At 69.7% G+C, this 24,272-nt stretch carries 22 protein-coding genes and 1 pseudogene; 13 read left to right on the plus strand and 10 right to left on the minus strand.

Translation table 11 applies throughout. The annotated features are described in order from the left end of the window. Positions 1 to 32 precede the first annotated feature (32 nt). The 3 genes from ACM6LU_RS09955 (at position 33) to ACM6LU_RS09965 (ending at position 4,069) form a co-directional block, all read left to right on the plus strand. Entirely contained in the window at positions 33 to 1,844 is a 1,812-nt protein-coding gene (locus ACM6LU_RS09955; protein ID WP_414937335.1) for a Xaa-Pro dipeptidyl-peptidase, read from the plus strand. 153 nt (positions 1,845 to 1,997) lie between these two features. After that, positions 1,998 to 2,852 carry a M23 family metallopeptidase gene (locus ACM6LU_RS09960; RefSeq protein WP_414937336.1) on the plus strand — a complete coding sequence of 285 codons (855 nt, stop codon included), beginning with the start codon at positions 1,998 to 2,000 and terminating at the stop codon, positions 2,850 to 2,852. A 149-nt stretch (positions 2,853 to 3,001) separates the two neighbouring features. Then, entirely contained in the window at positions 3,002 to 4,069 is a 1,068-nt protein-coding gene (locus ACM6LU_RS09965) for a DUF4192 domain-containing protein (protein WP_414937337.1), read from the plus strand. Here ACM6LU_RS09965 and galE read toward each other — a convergent pair. From galE to ACM6LU_RS09980, 3 genes are all read right to left on the minus strand, one after another. Next, positions 4,038 to 4,997, minus strand: coding sequence for a UDP-glucose 4-epimerase GalE (gene galE / locus ACM6LU_RS09970; RefSeq protein ID WP_414937942.1), 960 nt, complete (start codon positions 4,995 to 4,997; stop codon positions 4,038 to 4,040). The genes ACM6LU_RS09965 and galE overlap by 32 nt on opposite strands. 291 nt (positions 4,998 to 5,288) lie before the next feature. Further along, the gene (gene galK / locus ACM6LU_RS09975; protein WP_414937338.1) at positions 5,289 to 6,470 is read right to left on the minus strand and encodes a galactokinase; all 1,182 of its coding nucleotides are present in this window, start codon (positions 6,468 to 6,470) and stop codon (positions 5,289 to 5,291) included. Next, the gene (locus ACM6LU_RS09980) at positions 6,467 to 7,186 is read right to left on the minus strand and encodes a metal-dependent transcriptional regulator (RefSeq protein WP_084749284.1); all 720 of its coding nucleotides are present in this window, start codon (positions 7,184 to 7,186) and stop codon (positions 6,467 to 6,469) included. Before ACM6LU_RS09980 ends, galK begins: the two co-directional genes overlap by 4 nt. A gap of 107 nt (positions 7,187 to 7,293) precedes the next feature. Between ACM6LU_RS09980 and ACM6LU_RS09985 the strand changes: the two genes are divergently transcribed. Genes ACM6LU_RS09985 through ACM6LU_RS09995 form a run of 3 tightly spaced genes read left to right on the plus strand, consistent with a single transcriptional unit; the run spans position 7,294 to position 12,070 of the window. Continuing rightward, a complete protein-coding gene (locus ACM6LU_RS09985; RefSeq protein ID WP_414937339.1) occupies positions 7,294 to 8,142 on the plus strand; it encodes a sulfurtransferase in 849 nt (282 codons plus the stop codon). A 57-nt stretch (positions 8,143 to 8,199) separates the two neighbouring features. Beyond that, positions 8,200 to 9,372, plus strand: a complete 1,173-nt coding sequence (locus ACM6LU_RS09990) for an acetoin utilization protein AcuC (RefSeq protein WP_414937340.1) — start codon at positions 8,200 to 8,202, stop codon at positions 9,370 to 9,372. A gap of 1 nt (position 9,373) precedes the next feature. After that, positions 9,374 to 12,070, plus strand: coding sequence for a GNAT family N-acetyltransferase (locus ACM6LU_RS09995; RefSeq protein WP_414937341.1), 2,697 nt, complete (start codon positions 9,374 to 9,376; stop codon positions 12,068 to 12,070). Here ACM6LU_RS09995 and ACM6LU_RS10000 read toward each other — a convergent pair. The 3 genes and pseudogenes from ACM6LU_RS10000 to ACM6LU_RS10010 all read right to left on the minus strand — a co-directional run. Then, the gene (locus tag ACM6LU_RS10000) at positions 12,063 to 12,974 is read right to left on the minus strand and encodes a hypothetical protein (RefSeq protein WP_414937342.1); all 912 of its coding nucleotides are present in this window, start codon (positions 12,972 to 12,974) and stop codon (positions 12,063 to 12,065) included. The genes ACM6LU_RS09995 and ACM6LU_RS10000 overlap by 8 nt on opposite strands. A gap of 28 nt (positions 12,975 to 13,002) precedes the next feature. After that, a complete protein-coding gene (locus tag ACM6LU_RS10005; protein ID WP_414937978.1) occupies positions 13,003 to 13,173 on the minus strand; it encodes a hypothetical protein in 171 nt (56 codons plus the stop codon). A gap of 118 nt (positions 13,174 to 13,291) precedes the next feature. Then, positions 13,292 to 13,429, minus strand: a pseudogene (locus tag ACM6LU_RS10010) (SgcJ/EcaC family oxidoreductase); the annotation flags it as partial. Between the two features lie 63 nt (positions 13,430 to 13,492). On the opposite strand from ACM6LU_RS10010, the gene ACM6LU_RS10015 reads away from it, so the two are divergent. Then, positions 13,493 to 14,098, plus strand: a complete 606-nt coding sequence (locus ACM6LU_RS10015) for a TetR/AcrR family transcriptional regulator (protein WP_414937343.1) — start codon at positions 13,493 to 13,495, stop codon at positions 14,096 to 14,098. Here ACM6LU_RS10015 and ACM6LU_RS10020 read toward each other — a convergent pair. The 4 genes from ACM6LU_RS10020 to ACM6LU_RS10035 form a co-directional block, all read right to left on the minus strand. After that, a complete protein-coding gene (locus ACM6LU_RS10020; protein ID WP_414937344.1) occupies positions 14,050 to 15,147 on the minus strand; it encodes an alpha/beta hydrolase family protein in 1,098 nt (365 codons plus the stop codon). The genes ACM6LU_RS10015 and ACM6LU_RS10020 overlap by 49 nt on opposite strands. A gap of 44 nt (positions 15,148 to 15,191) precedes the next feature. Next, the gene (locus tag ACM6LU_RS10025; RefSeq protein ID WP_414937345.1) at positions 15,192 to 16,439 is read right to left on the minus strand and encodes an AMP-binding protein; all 1,248 of its coding nucleotides are present in this window, start codon (positions 16,437 to 16,439) and stop codon (positions 15,192 to 15,194) included. Next, on the minus strand, positions 16,436 to 17,548 hold the full coding sequence (locus tag ACM6LU_RS10030; RefSeq protein WP_414937346.1) for an acyl-CoA dehydrogenase family protein: 1,113 nt from the start codon (positions 17,546 to 17,548) through the stop codon (positions 16,436 to 16,438). The genes ACM6LU_RS10025 and ACM6LU_RS10030 overlap by 4 nt, the downstream gene beginning before the upstream one ends. Positions 17,549 to 17,642: 94 nt before the next feature. Further along, entirely contained in the window at positions 17,643 to 18,824 is a 1,182-nt protein-coding gene (locus ACM6LU_RS10035) for an acyl-CoA dehydrogenase family protein (RefSeq protein ID WP_414937347.1), read from the minus strand. A 103-nt stretch (positions 18,825 to 18,927) separates the two neighbouring features. Here ACM6LU_RS10035 and ACM6LU_RS10040 point away from each other — a divergent pair, with 103 nt between their 5' ends. From ACM6LU_RS10040 to ACM6LU_RS10065, 6 genes are all read left to right on the plus strand, one after another. Beyond that, positions 18,928 to 19,119 carry a ferredoxin gene (locus tag ACM6LU_RS10040; RefSeq protein ID WP_414937348.1) on the plus strand — a complete coding sequence of 64 codons (192 nt, stop codon included), beginning with the start codon at positions 18,928 to 18,930 and terminating at the stop codon, positions 19,117 to 19,119. 70 nt (positions 19,120 to 19,189) lie between these two features. Further along, the gene (locus ACM6LU_RS10045) at positions 19,190 to 20,074 is read left to right on the plus strand and encodes a 3-oxoacyl-ACP reductase (RefSeq protein WP_414937349.1); all 885 of its coding nucleotides are present in this window, start codon (positions 19,190 to 19,192) and stop codon (positions 20,072 to 20,074) included. Positions 20,075 to 20,099: 25 nt separating this feature from the next. After that, positions 20,100 to 20,861, plus strand: a complete 762-nt coding sequence (locus tag ACM6LU_RS10050; protein WP_414937350.1) for a glucose 1-dehydrogenase — start codon at positions 20,100 to 20,102, stop codon at positions 20,859 to 20,861. Between the two features lie 171 nt (positions 20,862 to 21,032). Then, positions 21,033 to 21,791 (plus strand): MlaE family ABC transporter permease, encoded by a 759-nt coding sequence (locus ACM6LU_RS10055; RefSeq protein ID WP_101606438.1) that lies wholly within the window; start codon positions 21,033 to 21,035, stop codon positions 21,789 to 21,791. A 1-nt stretch (position 21,792) separates the two neighbouring features. Next, positions 21,793 to 22,641 (plus strand): MlaE family ABC transporter permease, encoded by an 849-nt coding sequence (locus ACM6LU_RS10060; RefSeq protein WP_414937351.1) that lies wholly within the window; start codon positions 21,793 to 21,795, stop codon positions 22,639 to 22,641. Beyond that, positions 22,638 to 23,954 (plus strand): MCE family protein, encoded by a 1,317-nt coding sequence (locus tag ACM6LU_RS10065; RefSeq protein ID WP_414937352.1) that lies wholly within the window; start codon positions 22,638 to 22,640, stop codon positions 23,952 to 23,954. Before ACM6LU_RS10060 ends, ACM6LU_RS10065 begins: the two co-directional genes overlap by 4 nt. Positions 23,955 to 24,272: the final 318 nt, after the last annotated feature.

A 24,272-nucleotide genomic window follows, 5' to 3' on the forward strand; every position in this document is an offset into this window, starting at 1 on the left:
CTGCGTCTTACCCGCCCGCCTTTGGGGGTCCCGTGAGAGTCGCCAGGCTCGCCGCCTTGTTCACCGCCGTCCTGGTTCTTCCAGCGACGGCTCTGCCTGCCCAAGCCGATGCCCCGCCGACGCCGGTCTTCAAGGACGGCCAGGCGCAACCGGTGTTCGACCCGGCGGACGTCATCCGGGAGAACGTCTGGGTCACCGCACCGGTCGACAGCGACGGTGACGGCAAGGACGACCTCGTGCACGCGGAGGTGGTGCGGCCGCGCGCGACCCAGCAGGGCATGAAGGTCCCGGTCGTCTACCAGGCCAGCCCGTACTACGCGGGCGGCAACGACGTGGCGAACCACAACGTCGACGTCGAGCTGTACGTGCCCGGCGCGAAGCGCGCCCCCGCGGGCCCGCGGATCGCGACCAAGACCGTCGGCCCGAACCCGGCGCCGATCAACTGGAGCTACCAGAACTACTTCATCGCCCGCGGCTTCGCCGTGGTGTACGGGGAGTCGCTCGGCAGCGGCCAGTCCACCGGCTGCCCGAGCACCGGTGACGTCAACGAGACCATCGGCGCGAAGTCCATTGTGGACTGGCTGAACGGCAGGGCGACGGCGCGGGACGCCGGGGGCAAGGCCGCGGTCGCGGACTGGAGCACCGGCAAGACCGGCATGACCGGCGTCTCCTACAACGGCACGCTGCCCAACGCGGTGGCCAGCACCGGCGTCGAAGGGCTGGAGACGATCGTCCCCATCGCGGCGATCTCCAGCTGGTACGACTACTACCGCAACGACGGCGCCGTCGTCGCGGCCGGCGGTTTCCAGGGCGAGGACGCCGACGTGCTCGCGGACTACGTCCACACACGCAAGGATCGTGCCGTCTGCCGCCCGCTGATCGACCGCATCGCCGTCGACCAGGACCGGGTGACCGGCGACTACAGCCCCTTCTGGGACGTGCGGAACTACCGCAACGACGTGCGCAAGGTGCGGGCCTCGGTGCTCGTGGTGCACGGCCTCAACGACTGGAACGTCAAGACCGACCAGGGCACGCGCTGGTACGAGGCGCTCAAGCAGCACGGCGTCGAGCACAAGATCTGGCTGCACCAGTCCGGCCACGCCGACCCGATCAGCCTCCGCCGCGACGTCTGGCTCGCCACGATCAACAAGTGGATGTCGCACTACCTCTACGACGTGGACAACGGCATCGAACGCGAGCCGAAGGCCACCATCCAGCGTGAGGACAAGTCGTGGGTGGACGAGCCCGAGTGGCCGCTGCCCGGCACCCAGGACGTGAAGCTCTACCCGTGGCCCGGCGGCTCCTCGAAGGGCAAGCTCGACACGCGCAACGCCGTTCCGGGCAAGGCCGCCGTCGAGAAGCTGGCCGACGACGCGAGCAAGACCGTCGAACAGCTCGCCAACGCGGCCTCGTCGGGCAACCGGCTGCTGTACTCGACCACCGCGGCGAAGCAGCCCGTACGCTTGTCCGGCACCGCGAAGGTCGGGTTGTCGGTGTCCTTCGACAAGCCCGCCGCGAACGTGACGGCGGTGCTCGTAGACCGTGCCCCGAACGGTACGGCGAAGGTGATCAGCCGCGGCTGGACCGACCCGCAGAACCGCCGCGACCCCGCCCGCACCGACCCGATCACCCCCGGTGAGAGCTACCAGGTCGAGGTCGAGCTGGTGGCGAAGGACTATCTGCTCGCGGCCGGGCACAAGATCGAGTTCCTGTTGGCCTCCAGCGACCACGACTACACGCTCCGGCCGAAGCCGGGGGCGGGTATCTCGCTCGAACTGAACCGGACCACCGTGGTGCTGCCGGTGGCGGGCGGGAAGCCCGCGTTGCGCGCGGCCTTCGGCTGAGTCGTCCCACGCCGGATGCCACGTCTTCCGAGGGAGACGTGGCATCCGGCGTTTCGGGCGGAAAACGCCGACCCGACCTCGGGCTTGTATGGAAAATGTATTTCGCCCGGCTTTGCTTCGCGGCGTCCGGCTTCCCCATCCGATGGAGGTTCCATGTCCAGGTTGCGACGCCTCGCAGTGCTCGCCGCGGCCACCGTTCTCCCCGCGCTCGGCCTGACCCTGGCCGGAACGACGCAGGCGTCGGCGGCTCCGAACTTCCAGGTCCCGTTCAAATGCGGGGTGACGGTCACGGCCGCGACATTCAGCGGGCACAGCCCGGCGAACTCGGTCGACTTCCAGAAGTCGGGAATCACCGGAATGCCGGTGCTGGCGTCGGCGGGTGGCACCGTCAGCCGGGTCGCCAACGAAGGCAGCACGAGCTACGGGCGCTGGGTCGAGATCAACCACGGTGGTGGCTGGACCACCCGTTATGCCCACCTCTCGACCCAGTCGGTCTCGGTCGGCCAGGCCGTCAGCCTCGGCAAGCAGATCGGCACGGCCGGGGCGACCGGCGGAGTGACCGGCCCTCACCTGCACTTCGAAGAGCGGCTCAACGGAACGGCACAGAAGGCGAAGCTGAACGGGGTCGCGGTGCCGTACTACGGCCACACGAACTTCACCAGCAAGAACTCGTGCGGCGGCAACCCGTACGAGGCCACGGAGGTGTGCGGAAGCGGGTTCTCGGTGGTCGACTCGCAGGCGCTCGCCGGGGGCTCCGGCACGGCGTACCTGCTGTACAACGCCTCGACCAAGGGTAACTGCGTGACCACGCTGAAGGCGGTTTCGCTCGGCACCGCGTCGCCGGTTTCGGCGTTCCTCGAAGTTCAGGGTTCGGCTCGTACGACCGATTCCGGCAGCTTCACCTACTACGCCGGGCCCGTGACGAAGACGGCCGCCTCGACCTGCGTCAAGTGGGGCGGTTCGGTCGGCTCGAACGCCTACGAGAGCCCGTTCGAACACTGCGACTGACCCTGCGGGGCCGGGCACGATAGACCACCCCACCGACAGGATCCGCGTCCCCGCGACCGGTCCACGGCGGTTGTGCACAACGGCCCCGGCTGTCCACAGATATGTCCTGCCCCCACCCGGCGGCCCCATTCCCGCCGCAGGGTGGGGGCATGACCACTTCCACCCCGACCGGCAGGACCAAGGTCGATCTGAAGGATCCGGCGGACCTGCTCGCCGCGATCCCGTACATCCTCGGGTTCCACCCCGAGAACTCCGTCGTCGTCTTCGGACAGCGAGGGCCGGACCGCAAACGGCAGGGCATGACCCTGCGCGTGGACGTTCCGCCGCCCAGCCTCGAGAAGGAGCAAGCGCTCGACCTCGCTGGCAGGCTGGCCGCGACCGCGCACACCGGTGCCACGGTGGCCGTCGTCGGCGGCGGTTCCCCGAACCCGGCCGGGCGGCCGCCACGCCGCCGTTTCGTCCGGCGCCTGGAAACCTCGCTCGCCGAGTACGGCATCCCCCTGCTGCACTCGCTGTGGGTGCCGTCCATCACCGCCGGCGTGCGGTGGGGGTGTTACCGCGACAGGGACTGCGGCGGCATCCTGCCCGATCCTCGTGAGTCGGTGATCGCCGCGGTCGCCACCAGTGCCGGCCACGTCACCCGCGAGTGCAGGGAGGACCTGGAGCGTGTCTTCGAAGCCGGTCCGCCGGAAACGCTCGCGCGGCGTTCCGACCTCCTGACCCGGCTGGCGGAGCCGCCCTGGGAAGGAGATGCCACCGTCGCCGAGGCGGGGCTCGCCGAAGTGAACGCCGCGCTCGCCCGCGTCGAGAGCGGCGACCAGGTGCTCACCGACGACCAGGCCGTCCGCTTGGCCTGGGCGCTTTCCCTCGTCGAAGTCCGGGACGCCTGCCTGCTCACCGCCGCGCCGGTGGACTCGTCACTGGCGCGGACCGCGGAGGATCTCTGGCTCTGCCTCGCCCGTGAGCTGCCCGAGCCGGAATCCGCCGAGGCACTGTGCCTGAAGGCGCACGCCGCCTACGCCCGCGGTGACCTGACCGTCGCCGGGATGGCGCTGGCCAGGGCGCGCGAAGTCGATCCGGAGCACAGAATGACCGGACTGCTGACAGCCGCCTTGGACGGGATGCTGTCCCCGTCCGAAGTGGCCGGGATCATTCTGCGGCAGCGGGCGGAAAGCCCGCTCGCACTCAGTCTCGGGCCGCTGGGCGGGACCGCGTGAACTCCCACGCGTCGGCCACGATGCCGTCGAGGTCGGTGCGCTCGGGCTTCCAGCCGAGTTCGTCACCCGCCCGCTCGCTGGAGGCCACCAGCACCGACGGGTCGCCCGCCCGGCGCGGCGCGACCGCGGCGGGGATCTCGTGACCGGTGATGCGGCGGCACGACTCGATCACCTCGCGCACGGAGAAACCGGTGCCGCTGCCGAGGTTGTAGACGCGGTGCTCGCCGTCGACGGCGTGGCGCAGGGCCAGCTGGTGCGCGTCGGCGAGGTCGACCACGTGGATGTAGTCGCGGATGGCGGTGCCGTCCGCGGTCGGGTAGTCGTCACCGAAGATCTGGATCCGCTCGCGGTCCCCGGTGGCGACCTGGAGCACGAGGGGGATCAGGTGGGTTTCGGTGGTGTGCCGTTCGCCGAAGGAGCCGTAGGCGCCCGCGACGTTGAAGTAGCGCAGGCTCACCGCGGCGATGCCGTGGGCGCGCGAGAACGATGTGATCGCGTGGTCGATGGCCAGCTTCGTCGCGCCGTAGGTGTTCGTCGGCCGCGTCGGGGCCGTCTCCGGGATAGGGGAGGACTCGGGTTCGCCATAAGTGGCCGCGGTGGAGGAGAAAACCAGTCGCTTCGTGCCGTGGTCGCGCATCGCCTCGAGCAGGCGAAGCGAGGTCAGGACGTTGCCCTCCCAGTACTTCGCCGGATCCGTCATCGACTCACCGACCAGCGACTTGGCGGCGAAGTGGAGGACACCGTCGAAGCCGTCGCCGAGGATTCGCCGCGCGACCTCGGCGGCGTCGCCCTCGATGAAGACAGCGTCCGGGTGCACCGCGTCGGCGTGCCCGGTGGAGAGGTCGTCGACCACGGTGACGTCGTGCCCCGCCTCGATGAGGCGGGCCGCGCAGACGCTGCCCACATAACCGGCTCCGCCCGTCACCATCAGTTTCAGGGTCTTGGTCGGTTCGTCGGTCACGTTCGCGCCTTTCTGCTGCGGATGCGGTCGCGGCCCAGTCTCCACGCTCCCGGGCGTCCGTCGCGCCCGGGGGTGGAAAGGCCTCTCTTGAGGTATGGGGCGAAGGTGACCTGTTCGCGCGAGGGGCCGGTGACCTACGTGGCACCGGGCCGTGGCGCTGATCGTGTGGATTTCGGCGCGTCAGACGACCCGAAATCCATACAGTTCTGCCTCACCGGCTCGATCGTGACAATAGGCAACCGGGCTTTCACCAGATGGCTAAGGCTCGTCGCGACCCGCGCCGCGCGAAGGCACCGCGGTGAACAGCCTGGGGTGGCGCAGATCCGCAGTCTCGTACGCGGCCTTCACCGCTCGCCCCACAGCGTCCACATCGGACTCACGGACCAGTGCGATCGCCGAACCGCCGAAGCCGCCGCCGGTCATCCGCGCGCCGAGCGCCCCGGCTTCGCGGGCCGAATCGACGGCGAGGTCGAGTTCACGGGTGGAGATCCGGTAGTCGTCGCGCATGCTGACATGCGAGGCGTCCAGCTGAGGGCCGATCCCGGCGATCCGGCCTGCCCGCAGCAGTTCGACGGTGTCGAGGACACGCTTATTCTCCGTCACCACATGGCGCACCAACGGCACCAGTTCGTCCGGCAGCTTGGCGAGCGCGGTGTCCAGCCCGTCGACGCCGATGTCCCTCAGCGCCTTCACCTCGAGCAGTTCCGCGGCGCGCTCGCAGCCCCTCCGGCGTTCGCCGTAGCCGCCCTCGGCGTGCGAGTGCTTCGTGCGGGTGTCCATGATCAGGATCCGGACGCCGGATTCCTCCAGCGGGAACGGCACCTGCTCCATCTCGCCGGAGCGGACGTCGAGGAACAGCACGTTCGATTCCGTGCAGCACAAGGAAGCGGTCTGGTCGAGCAGGCCGGTCGGCGCCCCGACGAAGTCGTTCTCCGAACGCTGCACCCAGCGGGCCACTTCGTGCAGGGCCGGCCCGCCCGAGCCGGTCCCCGGAGTGACGCCCCTCAACCCCAAGAGGGCGAGCGCGACGGCGCATTCGAGCGCGTGGGAGGAGGACAGTCCCGCCCCCGAGGGCACGTCCCCCGCGATCACCACGTCCGCGCCGCCGCCGAGACCCTGGTCACGCAGTACCCAGGCGACCCCCGCCGGGTACGCGGCCCACCCCTCGACCGCACCGGGGCGCAGGTCGGCGATGGTGAGCGGGCCGGATTCCTGGACCCGGCCGTCCGACCCGAGCGTGGCGACGGTCAGGACACCGTCCTCGCGCGGGCTCGCCGCGGCGGCGAGCCGGTGCGGCAGGGCGAACGGCAGCACGAAACCGTCGTTGTAGTCGGTGTGCTCGCCAATCAGGTTCACCCGGCCGGGTGCGGACCAGACCCCGGCCGGAACCCGGTCGTGAAGGGTCCGGAAGGTCGCTGCGGCGTCGGACGCGGCCCTCACCTGGCCTGCGCCAGCACGGCGTGCAGCGCCGAAACGGGCACCTGGGCGATGTTGTTCCCACCGGTGACCTCGATGGTCCCGCCGGGCGCCGTCTTGCCGACCTTGACCCGGCCGCCGGGCACGATGCCGACCGACTTGAGCTCCGTCATCAGCGTCTCGTCGAGCTGCACGTGCTCGGCGATGCGGCGGATCTCGACGTCGCCGCCACCCATCCGGGCGAACTCGTCGAGCCGCACCAGGTCGGCTTCGGCTGGCGGGGCGGGATCGCCGTCGCCGAGCTTGTCCAGTCCCGGGATCGGGTTGCCGTAGGGCGAGGTGGTCGGGTGGTCGAGCAGCTTGACCAGCTTGCGCTCGACGGCTTCGCTCATCACGTGTTCCCAGCGGCAGGCCTCGTTGTGGACGTGCTCCCATTCCAGGCCGATCACATCGACGAGGAGGCGCTCGGCCAGCCGGTGCTTCCGCATGACCGCGATGGCGAGCTCGCGACCGTGGTCGGTCAACTGGAGGTGCCTGTCGTCCGCGACCACGACCAATCCGTCGCGTTCCATCCTGGCGACGGTCTGGCTCACGGTCGGGCCGCTCTGCTGCAGCCGCTCCGCGATCCGGGCCCGCAGCGGGACGACACCCTCTTCTTCGAGCTCGTAGATCGTACGTAAGTACATCTCTGTGGTGTCGATGAGATCGTTCACGCTGTCCCCTTCGTCCGCGTAGCTCATCGTAGTCGCTGGCACTGACAGCGACGCAGGCGTGGGGACAACAAGCTCCGGAGCGGGAAGGTCCCCCAAGCTGGGCCTGAAGCCACGAGGCGCGGGAAGATGGGCCCATGCGCCCCATGATCACCACCAGCGAACTCGCCGCGCAGCTCTCCTCACCGGAATCGGCACGCTCCGTAGTCCTCGACGTCCGCTGGCGGCTCGTCGGCCCGCCCGGTGCCGATTCCTATCTTGAGGCACATCTCCCGGGAGCGGTGTACGTCGACCTCGACACCGCGCTCGCCGGGGAGCCGGGTGACGGCGGTCGTCATCCGCTGCCCGAGCCGGAGACACTGCAGCGGCATCTGCGGGCGGCCGGCGTCCGCGCGGGTCACCCGGTCGTGGTCTACGACGACTCCGACGGATCGGTCGCGGCCCGAGCGTGGTGGCTGCTGCGCTGGGCCGGGCACGCCGAGGTCGCCGTGCTGGACGGCGGGTTCGCCGCCTGGGTCGAGGAGGAGCGCCCGCTCACGGACGAGGTCCCCGTACCCGAGGCCGGGGACATCGTCGTGGAGCCCGGCGGTATGCCGGTGCTGGACGCGGCCGAGGCCGCCACCCTGGCCAGGGAAGGTCTGCTCTTCGACGCCAGGGCCGAGCCGAGGTACGCGGGGGAGACCGAGCCGATCGACCCGCGCGCCGGGCATATCCCCGGCGCGGTCAACGCCCCCTTCTCCGGGCATCTCGCGGAGGACGGCCGCTGGCGCGACGCCTCGGAACTGGCCGAGCGATTCGAAGAATTCGGCGTGACCCCGGAGACCTCGATCGGTGTCTACTGTGGATCGGGCGTCACCGCCTCGTCGGTCGTCCTCGCGCTCGAGGTCGCCGGTCACCCGGAGCCCGCGGCGCTGTACGCGGGTTCGTGGTCGCACTGGTCCCGCGATCCGGAGCGCGCGGTGGCCACGGGGGACCAGCCCGGCTGACCCGCCGGGCGGTCCGGGACGGGGCACGAGCCGCTTCCGGGCACTAGAGTTCGGGTCATGCGAGCACCGGCCGTCGTATGGGACTCCTCGCTGCTGGGTTACGACCTCGGCGGCGAGCATCCGTTCAATCCGGTGCGGCTCGAACTGACCATCCGGCTCGCCACCGAACTGGGTGTGCTCGACGGGGTCGAACTGCTCGTCCCAAGCCCGGCGGGAGACGACGAGATTCGTCGCGTCCACATCGGCGAGTACATCGAGGCCGTCCGTCAGGCGCCGATGACCGGCGCCGATTTCGCGCACGGCCTCGGTACCGAGGACAACCCGGTGTTCACCGGCATGCACGAGGCTTCGGCGCTGGTGGTCGGCTCCACGTTGCTCGCCGCTCGCAAGATCGCCGACGGCGAGGCGACCCGCGCGGTGAACATCGCCGGCGGGCTGCACCACGCGATGCCGGACAGGGCGTCGGGCTTCTGCGTCTACAACGACTGCTCGGTGGCGATCTCGTGGCTGCTGGACCACGGTTTCGATCGCATCGCCTACGTCGACACCGACGTGCACCACGGCGACGGGGTGCAGGCCGCGTTCTACGACGACCCCCGCGTGCTGACCGTGTCCCTGCACCAGCATCCGTTCACGCTGTGGCCCGGCACCGGATACTCGGCGGAGATCGGCAAGGGCGGTGCCGAGGGCACCGCGGTCAACCTCCCGCTGCCGCCCGGCACCCGTGACGGCGGCTGGCTGCGGGCGTTCGAAGCGGTCGTGCCGTCGATGCTGGAGCAGTTCCGGCCGCAGATCCTCGTCACCCAGTGCGGGGTCGATTCGCACGAAGAAGACCCGCTGGCCGACCTCTCGCTCTCGGTCGACGGTCACCGCGCCATCTACCGGCGGCTGCGTGAACTGTCCGAAGCGCACGCCGGCGGCCGCTGGCTCGCCGTGGGCGGCGGTGGCTACCAGCTGATCCGCGTGGTTCCGCGATCGTGGACGCATCTGCTCGCCACCGTGCTCGACCGCGACGTCGACCCGGAGACGGCGTTGCCGCCGAACTGGGTCGCGTCCATCTCCAGGGCAGCGCCGAACGCCGAGATCCCGGCAGGCATGTCCGACGACCGCGACACCGCTTACGTCCCCTGGGGAGACGGGGCGGACGAGCCGGTCGACATCGCCATCCGCGACACCCGCCGCGCGATCTTCCCGCTGCACGGCCTCGATCCGGACGATCCGAGGGACTGACATGACCAGTGAAGGCACCGGAAACCGCGACCCCTTCGACTACCCGCGCGAGTGGGAGGCCGACGTCCTGCTCTCCGACGGCGGCACGGTGCACCTGCGCCCGGTGATCCCCAGTGACGCCGACGGGCTGGTCGCCTTCCACGGCCGGTTGTCCGAACGCACCCGGTACTTCCGGTACTTCGGCGCCTACCCCCGGATCCCGCAGCGGGATCTGGAACGGTTCTCCGTCGTCGACCACCACGACAGGGTCGCCTTCGTCGCACTGCTGGGCGACGACATCGTGGCGGTCGGCCGCTACGAACGGCTCGAACACGGGCCGTCGGCCGAGGTCGCGTTCGTCGTCGACGACACCCACCAGGGTCGCGGGCTCGGGTCCATCCTGCTGGAGCATCTGGCCGCCGCCGCTTCGGAATCCGGGCTGCGCCGGTTCGTCGCCGAAGTGCTCGCCGAGAACGCGGGGATGGTCCGCGTGTTCCGTGACGCGGGTTACCAGGTCAGCCGCGAGATGGAAGAAGGCGTGCTGCACCTGGAGTTCGACATCGATCCGACCGAGGAGTCCCTCGCGGTCGCCCGGTCGCGGGAGCAGGCCGCCGAGGCACGCAGCGTGCACAACCTGCTGCACCCGAAGTCGGTCGCGGTGATCGGCGCGTCCACCGATCCGACGAAGATCGGGTACGTCGCCCTCACCAACCTGCTGAGCGCCGACTTCGCCGGCACCGTCTACCCGGTCAATCCGGAGCACAAGTCCGTCCGCGGCGTGCGCGCGTATCCGTCCGTCGTGGACATTCCCGACGACGTCGACCTCGCGGTGGTCGCCGTCCCCGCCGAAGCCGTCGAGTCCGTTTTGGACGGTGCGCTGGCCAAGGGGGTCAAGACCCTCCTGATCGTCTCGGGCGGGTTCGCCGAGGCAGGGCCGCATGGGTTGCACGCCGAACTGAGGCTGGTCGGGGAGGCAAGGGCGCACGGCATGCGCGTCGTCGGCCCGAACGCGCTGGGCGTGCTCAACACCGACGTCTCGGTCCGGCTCAACGCCACCCTCGCGCCGCGCCTGCCAGCCCGCGGCCGCACCGGGTTCTTCTGCCAGTCCGGCGCGCTGGGCACCGCGATCCTCGCCGACGCCGAGTCGCGCGGCCTCGGGCTCTCGACGTTCGTCTCGGCGGGGAACCGGGCCGACGTCTCCGGCAACGATCTCCTCCAGTACTGGGAAACCGATCCGGCGACCGACCTCGTCCTGCTGTACCTGGAATCGTTCGGCAATCCGCGCAAGTTCGCGCGGCTCGCCCGGCGGCTGGCGCGGACGAAGCCGGTGGTGGCGGTGAAATCCGGCAGGCACGCGGTCCGCCCGCAGCTCGCCGCGACCTCGGCCGAGGTCGACGAGTCCAGCGTCCAGGCCCTGTTCGAGCAGGCGGGTGTCGTCCGCGTCGACACGCTCGCGCAACTCTTCGACACCGCGCTGGTCTTCGCTCACCAGCCGCTGCCCGCCGGGCCACGGATCGCCATCGTGGGCAATTCCAGCGCCATCGGGCTGCTCGCCGCCGACACCGCGCGGGCGCAGGGCCTCCGGCTGGCCTCCGACCCGGTCGATGTCGGGCCTCAGGCGAGCCCGGAAGAGTTCGCCGGTGCCGTGCGCGAAGCACTCAACTCCCCGGAGACCGACGCGCTCGTCGTGGTTTTCGTGCCACCGCTCGCGATCCCTGGCACCGCCTACGCCCGCGCGCTGCGGGAAGCCGTGGTCGAGATGGACAAGAACAAGCCGATCGTGTCGACCTTCCTCGCCGTCGAGGGTGTGCCGGACGAACTGGCCGTGCTGTCCGAGGACGGCGTGCCGACGCGGGGTTCGGTCCCGTCGTACCCCAGCCCCGAGCGCGCGGTGAACGCGCTCGCGCGAGTCGTGCGTTACGCCGCCTGGCGTCAGCGGCCGCAGGGCAATCTGGTGCGGCCGTCGGGATTGCACGCCGAGCAGGCGCAGGTGATCGTCGCCGAGCTGCTGGCGGGCGAGGACGGCAAGACGACGCTGCTCTCCGACGACGACGTGGTCCGGCTCCTGGGCTGCTACGGCATCGACGTCGTCCCGTTCCAGGTCGTGACGTCCGCGGACGACGCGGTGAAAGCGGCCGAGGACCTGGGGTTCCCGGTCACCCTCAAGGCCGTCGACGAGCGGCTGCGCGGCAGGCCGGACCTCGCCGGGGTGCGGCTCGACCTGTCCTCCGCGGACGGAGTGCGCCGGGCGTACCTCGATCTGCGGGAAATCTCCGGCGAAGACGACGTCTACGTCCAGCGGATGGCGCCCAAGGGCCTGTCGTGCGTGATCGGGCTGCAGGACGATCCCTCGTTCGGCTCGCTGGTGTCGTTCGGTCTCTCCGGGCTGGTCAGCACCCTGCTGGGGGACCGGGCCTACCGCGCCGTCCCGGTCACCGACGTGGACGCCGCCACGCTGCTGCGTGAACCGCGGACGTCACCGCTGCTCACCGGGTACCGCGGCGACGAACCGGCGGATCTGGCCGCGTTGCAGGACATGGTGCTGCGCGTCGCGGCGCTCGCCGAGGACAACCCTGAAGTCCGCTCGATGACGCTCGACCCGATCCTGGCCTCACCGGACGGAGCTTTCGTCGCCAACGCCCGGCTCCTGCTGGGCCCGCCACCGTCCCGTCCCGACACCGGGCCGCGACGGCTGCGGCCGATCAACGCCGTTACTTGAGTCCCGGGAGTATTACGCTGAGCACGCTCGTCGAGAGTGGCGCGAGGATCCCGAACGCCACCGTGACGTTCTTGCCCACGGTGGTGTCGGTGCCCAGAAGCTGGGTCAGGCGAGCGCGGCCCGCCAGCCAGTCCTCGGTGGGGCGCGCGTCGGGCGGCAGCGGGTAGATCTCGTCCACCAGCCGTACGCACCGGGTCTTCCACGCGAGGAACACCGGGACGTACAACAGCAACGAGATCGCGGTGAACAGCGCGCCGTAGAGCAGCACGCTCTCCGCCGGAAAGGCTTCCTTCGGGGTGCCGGTCGCGAGAAACGCCCGGCGCTGGGCCCCGGCGTCGATGACCGCCGTGGACACGATGAGCGCCAGTACCGTGAGACAGGCCCCGTTGGCGCGCTTGCATTCGAGGAGTTCTCCGAGCACGTCGTCCGCGTGCCCTCGCGTCTCGCCGTCGAGCACTCGCGAGATCCGGCGCAGCCGGGTGTGGTTGAGCCACAACCCCAGCACCGCGGGCGCCGCCGCGATCAGGCCGAGGGCGAGCAAGGTCCGCGACACCCCGATCGCCGTCGTGGGCCTGAGGTCCCCGATCGGTGACCCGGTCTTCCACTGGAACGCGAACAGGATCGCCGCGAAGATCCCGTACGCCAGAGCCGGCTTCCAGACCGCGACACCGGCGAGGCGGCGCCAGGCCGTCAGGTGGACCGAGTGCGCGAACAGGAAGGCGAACAGCACCGCGGACGCCCCGATCAGCAGCGACCACACCCCGAACGCGCCGGTGTCGGCCAGCGCCCGGTTGCCTCGCGAGCCGAGCACCGCCCGGGTCAGCAGGCCGAGCCCGGCGAAGGCGCCGAGTGCGAGCACGCTGATCACGAGCGGCCAGAGCCAGTGCTTCCTCAGGCGCGTCACACCGACAGTGTCCCGCGAACGGCGTCGATCAGGAATCCCAGTCCTGGGGAGATCGCGCCGCGAGGTCCGCGTCGTGGCCGGTGAACTCCGCGATATCGCCCCGGATCGTGTTGTGGAACGCGGCGACCCGCCCGTCGTGGACGACCATCGTCTGCACCGCGCGTTGCTCCCCGGCGAGGGGGCCCGCCGGGATGAACATCACCGTCGCGGTGTGCACGAGGTCCAACCCGCCGCCGAGCGGGCGGCTCGACACCCTGGTTGAGCTCCAGCCTGCTGCCCCGGTAGATGGTGTCGAAGATCTTCTGGCTTTCGCGTGCGATCGTCGCGCGGCCGCGCTGGATGCGGCCGAGGACGTCGACGAAGTCCACGTCCTCGGCGAAGTTCGCGGCCCACGCCTCACCGTCGCCGGCGTTCCAGGCGCGTTCCAGCGCGGTGATGATCTCTTCGGTGGTCATCGCTATCCTTTCTTGTAACGGCTACCCATTACTTAGAACAACGTTCCAACTTCGGGAGCATACATGTCAGCGGATCTTGCCGGCATCGTCCGGTTGCGCGACCGCCGCGAAGCGCTGACGCTGTGCACGATCCTGACCGCGGCCCGCGGGCTGTTCGCCGATCGCGGGTACGCGCGGACCCCGATCCGCCTGATCGCCCAGGAAGCGGGAGTGTCGCCGCAGACCATCTACGCCCACTTCGGCTCGAAGGCCGGTGTCCTTGGCGGGCTCGTCGACCTGCTCGACGACGAGGCTGGGATTCCCGACCTCATCGCCGATGCGGGGCGGACCGAGGACCCGGTCGCGCTGCTCGGCCTGCTGGCCAGGGTCGCGCGCCAGGTCCGCGAACGCTGCGGCGACATCGTCACGATGCTGGGGTCCGGAGCGGTTGTCGATCCGGACATCGCCGCGACGCAGGCCGAGGGCGCGCGACGCAACCGCCTCGGGGTCGAAATGGTGATCGGCCGTGTCCTGGCGAGCGGCCGCGAGCTGGTGCCCAGGGCCGTCGACATCGCCGTGGCCCTGATGGGCGCCGGCGTCCACGCCGACCTCGTCATCGAGGCCGGGTGGACGCACGACGACTACGAAGCCTGGCTCAAGGACACGTTGGTCTCTTCGCTGCTCCGGTGACGCAGGTTCCTGCCGAAGAACGCCCTCAGTTCGGCTCGCTGGGCCGCGACGCTCCGCGCCGGGTCGACGGTGCCGATGAACGCGGCCGGGGCGTTGCCCAGCTGCGGCAACAAGGTCTGGTAGTCGGTGAAGCTGAAGTGCTCGCCGTCCGGCAGGCGCGTTTCGCGGGTCCAGCCGCGCTGGTTGCGCTGGAACTCCTGCCAGGACGCGTCCGAGGCGGCGCTGTGATTGCCCGCGCTCATCAGGAGGAACGGCCGGTCCAGCCCTTCATCGGCGACGCGGCCGAAGATCCGCTGCGACTGCGAGTGGGCCATGCTGCCGTCCAGGTTCGCTCCGGCGACGATGCGCCTGTCGGTCACCATCGTCTCGCCCGCGGTGAACCCGCCCGCGGAGTGGCCGAACATGCCGACCCGGTTCAGCCGGAGCGAGTCGAGGACGAAGCGGGTGTCCTGGACACGGGTCTCGATCACCCGCTTCGACACCTCGATGCTCGAAGGCGGCAAGGCCTTCTTCTCGACGCGGCCCCCGGGGAACTCGACCGCTTCCGCCTCGTGGGTGTGGTCGATGGCCACGACGACGTAACCCTCGCTCGCGAGCTGCTCCTGCAGAGTGGTGCCGTGCGAACGGGACAAGGTGCCGCCGGGCGAATACAGCACGACAGGTCGCTTGCCGCCCACTGCCGGCGCCCCGAGCCGCGAATGGGTGGGGAAGCGGTAGTCGATCCGGCTCGCGTCCATGCCCAGTTTGGCGGCGTCTCCTTCGGCCACCACCTTCCCGACTCCTGGCGCCATGTACGGCGCTTTCGGCTTCCCGCTCGGCAAGGCCGGGTACCGCACGGTGACCATGAGTTCCCGCCTGACGCCGGGAACCCACGGATCCTGGCGGGAGTGGTCGACCAGGTGGAGATCGGTGCTGCCGACCGCGTACGGGCCGGTCGGCGCGGTCAGGCTCAGCGGGACGGAGGTGGCGGAAGCCGCCGGGGCGATCAGCACGGCGGGGAGCGCGAGCGCCGCGGCGAGAACGCCGATCCGGCTCGGAATTCGTGTCATAGGCCGAACTTAGGAAGCGGACGGGCGCCGGGGCATCGGGAAGATCACCGGTCCCGACCCTGGGATCGCCTCCGGGTACCCGGGTAGCGGACTTCCCAGGCCTCCGCGACGCCCTCCGCCGCCAACTCTCGTTTGAGCACCTTGTGGGTCGCCGTCCGTGGGAGTGCCTCGACCACCCGCACGAACCGGGGCCGCTGTTTCGGCCCGAGATCGCCTTGCGCGACCACGAAAGCGGCGAATTCGCCCGCGCCGCCGGTGTTGACCAGTTCGCCGACCGCCTCGGCAGCGTTGAGCGGTTTCCCGCACGCGTCGAATTCCGCCGGGGGACAGGGTTTTCCGGTCTCCGGGGCGAGGATGGCGACCCCGTCGAGCAGACGGCCGAGCGAGCCTGCCGGTGTGCCGGCGTCCCGGCCGAAGTTCACGCCGCCTTCGGTCGAGCCGAACGCGTCGACCACGTGACAGCCGAACCGCGTGCCGAACACGGCGAGGTCGGCTTCCGCGCCTTCGTTGCCGTAGACCAGTTTCAGTGGGTTGTCGGCGTCGTCGTCCCGCTTGGGTGTGGAGAGCACGTAGGACAGCGGCTTGCCGACGTAGTTGGCGTACGTCGCCCCGAACTTCCGGACGTCCGGCAGGAACCCGGAGGCGGAGAACCGCCGCCTCAGCGCGATCCCGGCGCCCGAGGCGAGCCCGACCGACCAGCCCGCCATGATGGCGTTGGAGTGGAACATCGGCATCGACACGTACGCGGTGTCCTGTGTGGACAGTCCGAACCGGGTGGCCAGCATCGCACCGGGGTAGGCGACCTTGCCGTGCGTGCACCGGACGGCCTTCGGGTCGCCGCTGGTGCCGGAGGTGAAGATCAGCATGAGCAGGTCTTCGGGCTTCGCTGCCACGGGGACGACCGCCTCCCGCAGCGGTTCGAGATCGCTCAGCGGCAGCACCGGGACACCGGCCTCGGACAGCAGCGGCAGGTAGCGGTCCTCGGCGAACACCATCTCGCAGTCGGCCAGCGCGACGTCGCGGGCCAGCGCCGTACCCCGGCGCGTCGGGTTCAGGCCGACCAGGACATGTCCGGAAAGCGCCGCGCCGCCGAGCAGGAACGAGAACTCCGGGATGTTGTCCGCGAGCAGGCCGAAATGCCCGCCGGGGCGCAGCATCGCGGTGAGCGCGGCGGCGTGACCGGCGCAGGCCTGGACGTGGTCGGCCCACGACCAGCGCCGGTCCTCGAACAGCAGCCCGGTCGACGGGTCCGCTGCCCGGGCGAGCAGGAGTTCCGTGACTGTGGGGGTCATGCCGGGTCCGCGGCCAGGAGGTCGCCGAGTCCGCGCGCCTGCGCGGTCGCCCCGCCCAGCGTGAACTCCAGCCGCTTCGCCGCGACGAAGTAGCGGTGCAGCGTGTGGTCGACGTCGATGCCGACCCCGCCGTGGACGTGCACGGCGGTGTGCGCGACGCGGTGCCCGGCCTCGGCGGCCCAGAACTTCGCCGTCGCGACTTCTTCGGCCGCCGGAAGCCCTTCGCTCAGCCGCCAGGCTGCCTGCCACAACGTCAGCCGGACGGCTTCGACGTCGACATAGGCGTCGGCGAGCCGTTGCCGCACCGCCTGGAAACTCCCGATGAGGTGGCCGAACTGCTCGCGTTCCCGCGCGTACGCCGCGGTCAGTTCCAGCGCCCGTTCGACGACGCCGAGTTGCTGCGCGCAGACGCCGATCGTGCCGCGCAGCCGCAGCCATTCACCGATGTCGCCCAGCGAAACGGACGATCTCGCGCCGGACAGTTCGACGAGGGCGGCGTCGGCGTGGTCGACGGTCCGCTGCGGCGAGACGGTCACCGAGTCCCGGTCGAGCAGGAACACCTGACGACCGCCGTCGATCGCGGCCTCGACGAGGAATCCGTGCGCGAACGCGCCCGAAGCCACCGCGGTCTGGGCGCCCCTCAGCCGCCAGCCGTCTCCGTCGGCCTCGGCGGTGAAGCCGCACGGCACGCCGTAGTCCGGCAGTGCCACCGCGAGGACGTGCTCGCCGCGCAAGACCGGGACGACCCAGCGCTCGGCCAGCCTGCCGTCGCCGGACCGCGCTGAGGGGTTCTCGGCGGGAGAACGTGCTTCGAACTCGGCGACCGCCGTCGCCGCCATGACGACCGACGTGAGATACGGCACGGGCGCGACCGCGCGGCCGATCTCGGCCAGAACCGAACACTGCTCCAACAGACCGAACCCGCCGCCTCCGACGCGCTGCGGCAGCGCGGCGTCCACCACTCCCGCCTGCGCCAGCGCTGTCCACAGTGGAGCGTCGAACCCGCCGGAACCGTGTGGTCCCAGCACTTCGGGAGTGACCTTGTCCGTCAGGATCCGGCGCGTCAGCGACGCGAGGTCCTGCTGTGCCTCGGTGAGCGTGAAGTCCATCAATGCCTCCTAGGGGGCTGAAGGGAACCATCCCCGCATCTCACGCGGCGAAGGGAGCTTTCACCGCATCGCATGCGGGGAAAGCGTCCTTCGCCTAGCGCGTGACGGGCAGGCCGAGGGCGGTCGCGGCGATCATGTCCCGCTGGATCTCGTTGGTACCGCCGCCGAAGGTGAGGATCAGCGACGACCGGTGCAGCCGTTCGATCCGGCCGCGCAGCAGCGCGCCGGGGGAGCCTTCGCGAACCACGGCCCCCGCGCCGAGGATCTCCATCATCAGCCGGTACGCCTCGGTCGCGAACTCCGTGCCGAACACCTTGGTCGCCGACGCCTCCGCCGGGCCGAGGTCGCTGCTCGCGGCCGCCCACGCGATCCGCCAGTTGCGCAGCTTCAGGTACTCGGCGTGCGTGTGGATCCACGCCAGATGCAGCCGCACCCAAGGCTGGTCGACGACGCGGGTGCCATCGGGCAGCTTGGTCGTCTGGGCCCAGGTCCGCACGTCGCGCAACGACGTCTGGATCGGGGCGGCCGAGGTCAGCGCGACGCGTTCGTGGTTGAGCTGGTTCGTGATGAGCGGCCAGCCCTCGTTCTCCCCGGCGACCCGGGAGGTCACCGGCACGCGGACGTCGTCGTAGTAGGTCGCGCTCGTGCCCGGCCCGGCGACCGTGCGCACCTTCGTCCAGGAGAAGCCGGGAGCCGTCGTCGGCACGATCAGCATGCTGAGGCCCTTGTGCTTGCGGGCCCCGGGGTCGGTGCGGGCGGCCAGCCAGATGTAGTCGGCGTACTCGATCAGGCTCGTCCACATCTTCTGGCCGTTGATCACGTAGTCGTCGCCGTCGCGGACCGCGCGGGTACGCAGCGACGCCAAGTCGGTCCCCGCGCCCGGCTCCGAGTAGCCGATCGCGAAGTGCAGTTCGCCGGCGGCGATCTTCGGCAGGTAGAACGCCTTCTGTTCTTCGGTGCCGTAGCGCATGATGGTCGGCCCGACGGTGTTCACCGTGAGGAATGGGACCGGCACCCCGGCCACGGCCGCCTCGTCGGTGAAGATGAGCTGGTCGAGCATCGGCCGGGCCTGCCCGCCGTACTCGCGGGGCCAGCCGATCGCGAGCCAGCCCGAACTGCCGAGATCTCGGACGATTTCCTTGTACACCAGGCCGTTGCCGTACTCGCCGCCATCACCGGCCAAGGCTTCACGGCGCTCGGGGGTCAGCAGTCCGGCGAAGTACTCCCGTAGTTCCCCGGCCAGGGCTCGCTGTTCCGGCGTGTAGTCGATCCGCATCCGTCACCTCTGCCGTCGGTGCTCGTTACTGGTGCCGTGGCCGCTCGCGGCGGTAGGGTAGAACCTGTTCTAGTTGTACCAGGTATGGCGGCGAGGAGGGAATATGGAGATCGACGTCGATCGCTCGCTCTGCGAGGCGAACGCGATCTGTGTCGGCTTCGCGCCCGAGGTCTTCGATCTCGACGACGAGGAGGAACTGGTCCTCGCGTCGGCCGAAGTTCCACGGAATCAAGTAGAACGTGTTACTCAAGCGGTGGCGAGTTGTCCGAAAAACGCCCTGTTAATCCGTGGTTAGCGCCGTCTATTGGACCTTGCAACTAGCGAGAACAGATTCTAGTGTGTTCGGAGAGGCAAGGAGGCCTGGAGTGAGCTTGGACGGCAAGACGGCCATCGTGACCGGAGCAGGCGCGGGACTCGGCCGGGCGGAGGCCCTGGCGCTGGCCGCGGCGGGCGCGTCGGTGGTGGTCAACGACGTCTCTGCCGCGGCGCGGGCGGTGGCCGACGAGATCGAGGCCGAGGGCGGCAAGGCCATCGCGGTCACCGGTGACGTCTCGGAGTCTTCGACCGCGGACGCGCTGCTCACCGCCGCCGTCGATTACTTCGGCGGATTGCACGTCTTGGTCAACAACGCGGGAGTGCTGCGCGACCGCATGCTCTTCTCGATGTCCGACGAGGAATGGGACACGGTGCTCGGCGTCCACCTGCGCGGGCACTTCCTGCTCTCCCGCAACGCCGGGGCGTACTGGCGTGATAAGTCCAAAGTGGACGGAGCATCGGTATACGGTCGCGTGGTCAACACCGCGTCGGAGTCGTTCCTGCTCGGCGCTCCCGGTCAGCCGAACTACGGCGCGGCCAAGGCGGGCATCGCCGCGCTCACCGTCTCCACCGCGCGCGGACTCTCTCGCTACGGCGTCCGCGCCAACGCGATCTGCCCGCGTGCCCGCACCGCGATGACCGAAGCCGTCTTCGGGGCCGAAGCGCCAGAGGGCGTCGACCCGCTTTCGGTCGACCACGTGGCGCCGTTCGTGTCCTTTCTCTGCTCCCCGGAGTCCGACCGCGTCAACGGCCAGGTCTTCCTCGTCTACGGCGGGATGGTCGCGCTCCTGCGGCCGCCGTCGGTGGAGCGGCGGTTCGACACCGCCAACGGCACCTGGACCGCCGACGAACTCGTCACGAACGTGGGCGGCTACTTCGCCGATCGAGACCAGGAACGCATGTTCTCCGCGTCCGAAATCATGTCGCTGCCGTGAACAAGAGGAACAGGTGGAGATGACGATGGGCAGGATCGAGGGCAAGGTCGCCCTGATCACCGGCGGCGCCCGTGGACAGGGCGAGGCGGCCGCGCGGCTGTTCGTCGCCAAGGGCGCGCGGGTGGTGATCGCCGACATCAACGACCTCGACGGCAAGAGACTCGCCGCGGATCTCGGCGAGTCGGCCGTCTACCAGCATCTCGACGTCGGCGACGAGGCCGAGTGGGACGCCGCGATCCAGCGCACGGTCTCCGAGTTCGGCCCGCCGACGGTGCTGGTCAACAACGCCGGCATCCTGCACTTCTCCGAACTCGGCAAGACCACGCTCGCCGACTACGAACGCGTCATCCGGGTCAATCAGATCGGGGCGTTTCTCGGCATGCGTTCGGTCGTTGAACCGATGACCGGGGCCGGGGGCGGCTCCATCGTCAACGTGTCCTCCGTGGAAGGGCTCGCCGGGATGCCGTATCTCGTCGCCTACACCGCGAGCAAATTCGCGATCCGCGGGATGACCAAGGTCGCGGCGCTCGAACTCGGCGCGAAGAACATCCGGGTCAATTCGGTCCATCCCGGCGCGATCGACACCCCGATGGTCGCCGCCGCCGCGGGCGGGCAGAAAGTCGACATGTCGTGGGTGGGCAAGAAGGTCGCGCTGGGCCGCGTCGGGCAGCCGGAGGACATCGCGAAACTCGTGCTGTTCCTGGGCAGTGACGAAAGTTCGTACAGCACGGGCTCGGAATTCGTCGCCGATGGCGGTGCGACGGCGACGCATGCGCTCAAGTTCTGATTGGGCGCGGAACGGCCTCCGTTGAGGGTGGTGGTGGGAGCATGGATGGATAGCGTGGAGGTGCCGAGAGCAAAGTGAACACCGCTGACGCAGCGGTGCGCGAGCGGGTGGAGCAAGACTCGGGGCAGACGACTGGGAGGTTCTGTGGGAGCGACGGTGTCTGTCCCGGGAATGGGTGCGCTCACACAGGTCGGCAGGCTCGCGACCCTGTCGTGGGAGGTCCTGCGCGCGATCTTCAAACGCCCGTTCCAGTTCCGCGAGTGGATCCAGCAGTGCTGGTTCTTCGCCAGCGTCACCATCCTGCCGACGGCACTGGTCGCGATCCCGTTCGGCGCGGTCATCGCGCTGCAACTCGGTTCGCTGACCCAGCAGATCGGCGCGCAGTCGTTCACCGGCGCGGCGAGCGCGCTCGCGATCGTGCAGCAGGCGAGCCCCCTGATCACCGCGCTGCTGGTGGCGGGCGCGGGCGGCAGCGCGGTCTGCGCCGACATCGGCGCCCGCAAGATCCGCGAAGAGATCGACGCGATGGAGGTACTCGGGGTCAACCCGATCCAGCGCCTGATCGTCCCCCGCGTCCTGGCTGCGATCGTGGTTTCGGTGCTGCTGAACGGTTTGGTCAGCGTCGTCGGCGTGCTCGGCGGCTACTTCTTCAACGTCGTCATGCAGGGCGGCACCCCGGGTGCGTACCTCGCCAGCTTCAACGCGCTGGCGCAGGTACCGGACCTGTGGATCAGCGAGATCAAGGCGCTTCTCTACGGTTTCGTCGCAGGGGTGGTCGCGGCCTTCCGCGGGCTGAACCCGGCGGGTGGGCCGAAGGGCGTCGGCGACGCGGTGAACCAGGCCGTCGTGATCACGTTCCTGCTGCTGTTCTTGATCAACGTCGTGCTGACCGCGATCTACCTGCGGATCGTCCCGCCGAAGGCGATGTGACATGGCAGCCGAACCCGCTGTTTCGGACCGGACACTCGAGATCATCGCGCGTCCGGGCGCGATGCTGGAAGGTTTCGGGGGCCAGCTGTCGTTCTACTTCCGGGCGCTGGCATGGACCCCGCGCACGGTCCGGCGCTACGGCCGCGAGATCTTCCGCCTGCTGACCGAAGTCAGCTTCGGCACCGGCGCGCTCGCGGTGATCGGCGGGACGCTCGGCGTGATGATCGGGATGACGCTGTTCACCGGGCTCATCGTCGGCCTGCAGGGCTATTCCGCGTTGAACCAGCTCGGCACCGCGGCGCTGACCGGGTTCATCTCGGCCTACTTCAACACCCGCGAGGTCGCGCCGCTTTCCGCCGGGCTCGCGCTTTCGGCCACCGTCGGCTGCGGCTTCACCGCGCAACTGGGGGCGATGGAGATCTCCGAGGAGATCGACGCGCTCGAAGTGATGGGCGTGCCGAGCCTGCCGTACCTCGTGACGACGCGGGTGATCGCCGGCGTCACCGCGGTCATCCCGCTCTACGCCGTCGGCCTGCTCTCGTCCTACCTGGCTTCGCGGCAGATCACCATCTGGCTCCACGGCCAGTCCGCGGGCACCTACGACCACTACTTCACACTGTTCCTGCCGCCCGAAGACGTGCTCTGGTCGTTCCTCAAGGTGATCATCTTCAGCGTGCTCATCATCCTTTCCCATTGCTATTACGGCTACACCGCCAGCGGTGGGCCCGCCGGCGTCGGTGTCGCCGTCGGCCGCGCGGTGCGGACGGCGATCGTGCTGATCTCGGTGCTCGACTTCTTCCTGAGCCTCGCGATCTGGGGCGCCACGACGACGGTGAGGATTTCCGGGTGAACAGGGGGATACTGCTGAAGCGGCTCCGGCACCAGGTGCTGGGGCTGGTCTTCCTCGTGGTGGTCGTGCTGTTCTTCGTCACCACCATCGCGTTCTACCAGAAGGCCTTCACCGCCGTGACCCTGGTGAAACTGGAGACCGACCGCATCGGCAACCAGATGCGCGAGGGCGCGGACGTCAAGGTGCGCGGGATGGTCGTCGGCGAGGTGCGGTCGATCCAGGCCCACGGCGACCGCGCGACGATGGACCTGGCACTGCAACCGGACAAGACCGAGGTCATCCCGTCGAACGTGTCCGCGCGGCTGCTGCCGAAGACGTTGTTCGGTGAGCGCTATGTCGCCCTGCAGATCCCGGAGAAGCCAGAAGGGCACATCGGCGAAGGCGACGTCATCCCGCAGGATCGCAGCAGCAGCGCGATCGAGCTGGAAACCGTGCTCGGCAACGTGATGCCGTTGCTGCAGGCCGTGCAGCCGGAGAAGATGGCGAGCACGCTCAACGCCGTCGCGTCCGCGTTGGACGGTCAGGGCAAGCGACTCGGCACGACGCTGGCGGGGCTTTCGGACTACCTCGGGAAAGTGAACCCGTCGCTGCCCGACCTCAAGGCCGACATCACCGGCCTTGCCGACGCCGCCGCGATCTACGACAAGGCCGCGCCGGATCTGCTGGCCGCGCTGTCGGATCTGACCACCACGAGCAAGACCCTGGTCGAGAGCCAGCGCGGTCTCGCCGACGTCTACTCGACGGTGACCGCGGCTTCGCTCGACCTGACGAGTTTCCTGAAAGTGAACCAGGACAACCTGATCCGCCTCACCACCACCCTCCAGCCCACATTGGACGTCCTCGCGAAGTACGCGCCGGAGTACCCGTGCCTGCTCAAACAGCTGGCGGGCTCGGTGCCGCGCGCGGAACTCGCGTTCGGCAAGGGCACCGCGCATCCCGAGGTCAGCCGGGTGACCATCGAGTTCACGCCGAGCCGAGGCAAGTACCTGCCCGGCGTCGACGAGCCGAAGTACAACGACAAACGCGGCCCCCGGTGCTATCCGGAGGTGCCGCCGCCGGGTCGCTGGCCGCAGTATCCGCCGGACGGCGCGATCGACGACGGTTCGTCCAAACCCGCGCCGCCGCGCGATCCGGACGGTAGGCTGCCCGCCGGCGGGAGCGCGGGTGGTTCGGTGGTGAACACCCCGGACGAACAACGGCTGATCGACCTGCTCGTGTCGCCCGCGATGGGCACGACGCCCGATCAGGTGCCGAACTGGGGCAGCCTGCTCGTCGGCCCGCTGTACCGCGGTGCGGAGGTGGAACTCCGGTGAGGTCGGAGTCGGACGTTCGGGCGGGTGTGGGTAGTGGGCCGCGTGCGGTGGGCCATGAGTGGCGATTCGGGTCATCGAGGGGAACAGCAAAGGTGCCATGGTGGTCCCGAGTAGCAGGTGGTGCTGGGCGGCGGGTCCGTGAAGGCCTCCTTGTGGGACTCTGGGTCCCTCAAGGAGGCCTTCACGGACCGCGCGCCCAGGCATCGCCACCTTTGCCTTACCCCTCAACAGAACCCGAGTCGCCACTCACGACCAATTCGACGGCCGGGCTGAAGGGGCCCATCGCCGCGTCGCTCGCGGCGAAGGGAGCTTTCACCG

Source organism: Amycolatopsis sp. cmx-11-51 (assembly GCF_047608665.1).
Classification (GTDB): domain Bacteria; phylum Actinomycetota; class Actinomycetes; order Mycobacteriales; family Pseudonocardiaceae; genus Amycolatopsis.

Coding starts and splice junctions, on each gene's coding strand:
- ACM6LU_RS10050 (WP_414937350.1), top strand. CDS start 20,100: ATGGGCAGGATCGAGGGCAAGGTCGCCCTGATCACCGGCGGCGCCCGT.
- ACM6LU_RS10040 (WP_414937348.1), top strand. CDS start 18,928: ATGGAGATCGACGTCGATCGCTCGCTCTGCGAGGCGAACGCGATCTGT.
- ACM6LU_RS10005 (WP_414937978.1), bottom strand. CDS start 13,173: ATGTTCATCCCGGCGGGCCCCCTCGCCGGGGAGCAACGCGCGGTGCAG.
- ACM6LU_RS10030 (WP_414937346.1), bottom strand. CDS start 17,548: ATGGACTTCACGCTCACCGAGGCACAGCAGGACCTCGCGTCGCTGACG.
- ACM6LU_RS09985 (WP_414937339.1), top strand. CDS start 7,294: ATGCGCCCCATGATCACCACCAGCGAACTCGCCGCGCAGCTCTCCTCA.
- ACM6LU_RS10035 (WP_414937347.1), bottom strand. CDS start 18,824: ATGCGGATCGACTACACGCCGGAACAGCGAGCCCTGGCCGGGGAACTA.
- ACM6LU_RS10060 (WP_414937351.1), top strand. CDS start 21,793: ATGGCAGCCGAACCCGCTGTTTCGGACCGGACACTCGAGATCATCGCG.
- ACM6LU_RS10025 (WP_414937345.1), bottom strand. CDS start 16,439: ATGACCCCCACAGTCACGGAACTCCTGCTCGCCCGGGCAGCGGACCCG.
- ACM6LU_RS09960 (WP_414937336.1), top strand. CDS start 1,998: ATGTCCAGGTTGCGACGCCTCGCAGTGCTCGCCGCGGCCACCGTTCTC.
- ACM6LU_RS09980 (WP_084749284.1), bottom strand. CDS start 7,186: ATGAGCTACGCGGACGAAGGGGACAGCGTGAACGATCTCATCGACACC.
- ACM6LU_RS10055 (WP_101606438.1), top strand. CDS start 21,033: ATGGGTGCGCTCACACAGGTCGGCAGGCTCGCGACCCTGTCGTGGGAG.
- galE (WP_414937942.1), bottom strand. CDS start 4,997: ATGGTGACGGGCGGAGCCGGTTATGTGGGCAGCGTCTGCGCGGCCCGC.
- ACM6LU_RS09990 (WP_414937340.1), top strand. CDS start 8,200: ATGCGAGCACCGGCCGTCGTATGGGACTCCTCGCTGCTGGGTTACGAC.
- ACM6LU_RS09995 (WP_414937341.1), top strand. CDS start 9,374: ATGACCAGTGAAGGCACCGGAAACCGCGACCCCTTCGACTACCCGCGC.
- ACM6LU_RS10015 (WP_414937343.1), top strand. CDS start 13,493: ATGTCAGCGGATCTTGCCGGCATCGTCCGGTTGCGCGACCGCCGCGAA.
- ACM6LU_RS10020 (WP_414937344.1), bottom strand. CDS start 15,147: ATGACACGAATTCCGAGCCGGATCGGCGTTCTCGCCGCGGCGCTCGCG.
- ACM6LU_RS09965 (WP_414937337.1), top strand. CDS start 3,002: ATGACCACTTCCACCCCGACCGGCAGGACCAAGGTCGATCTGAAGGAT.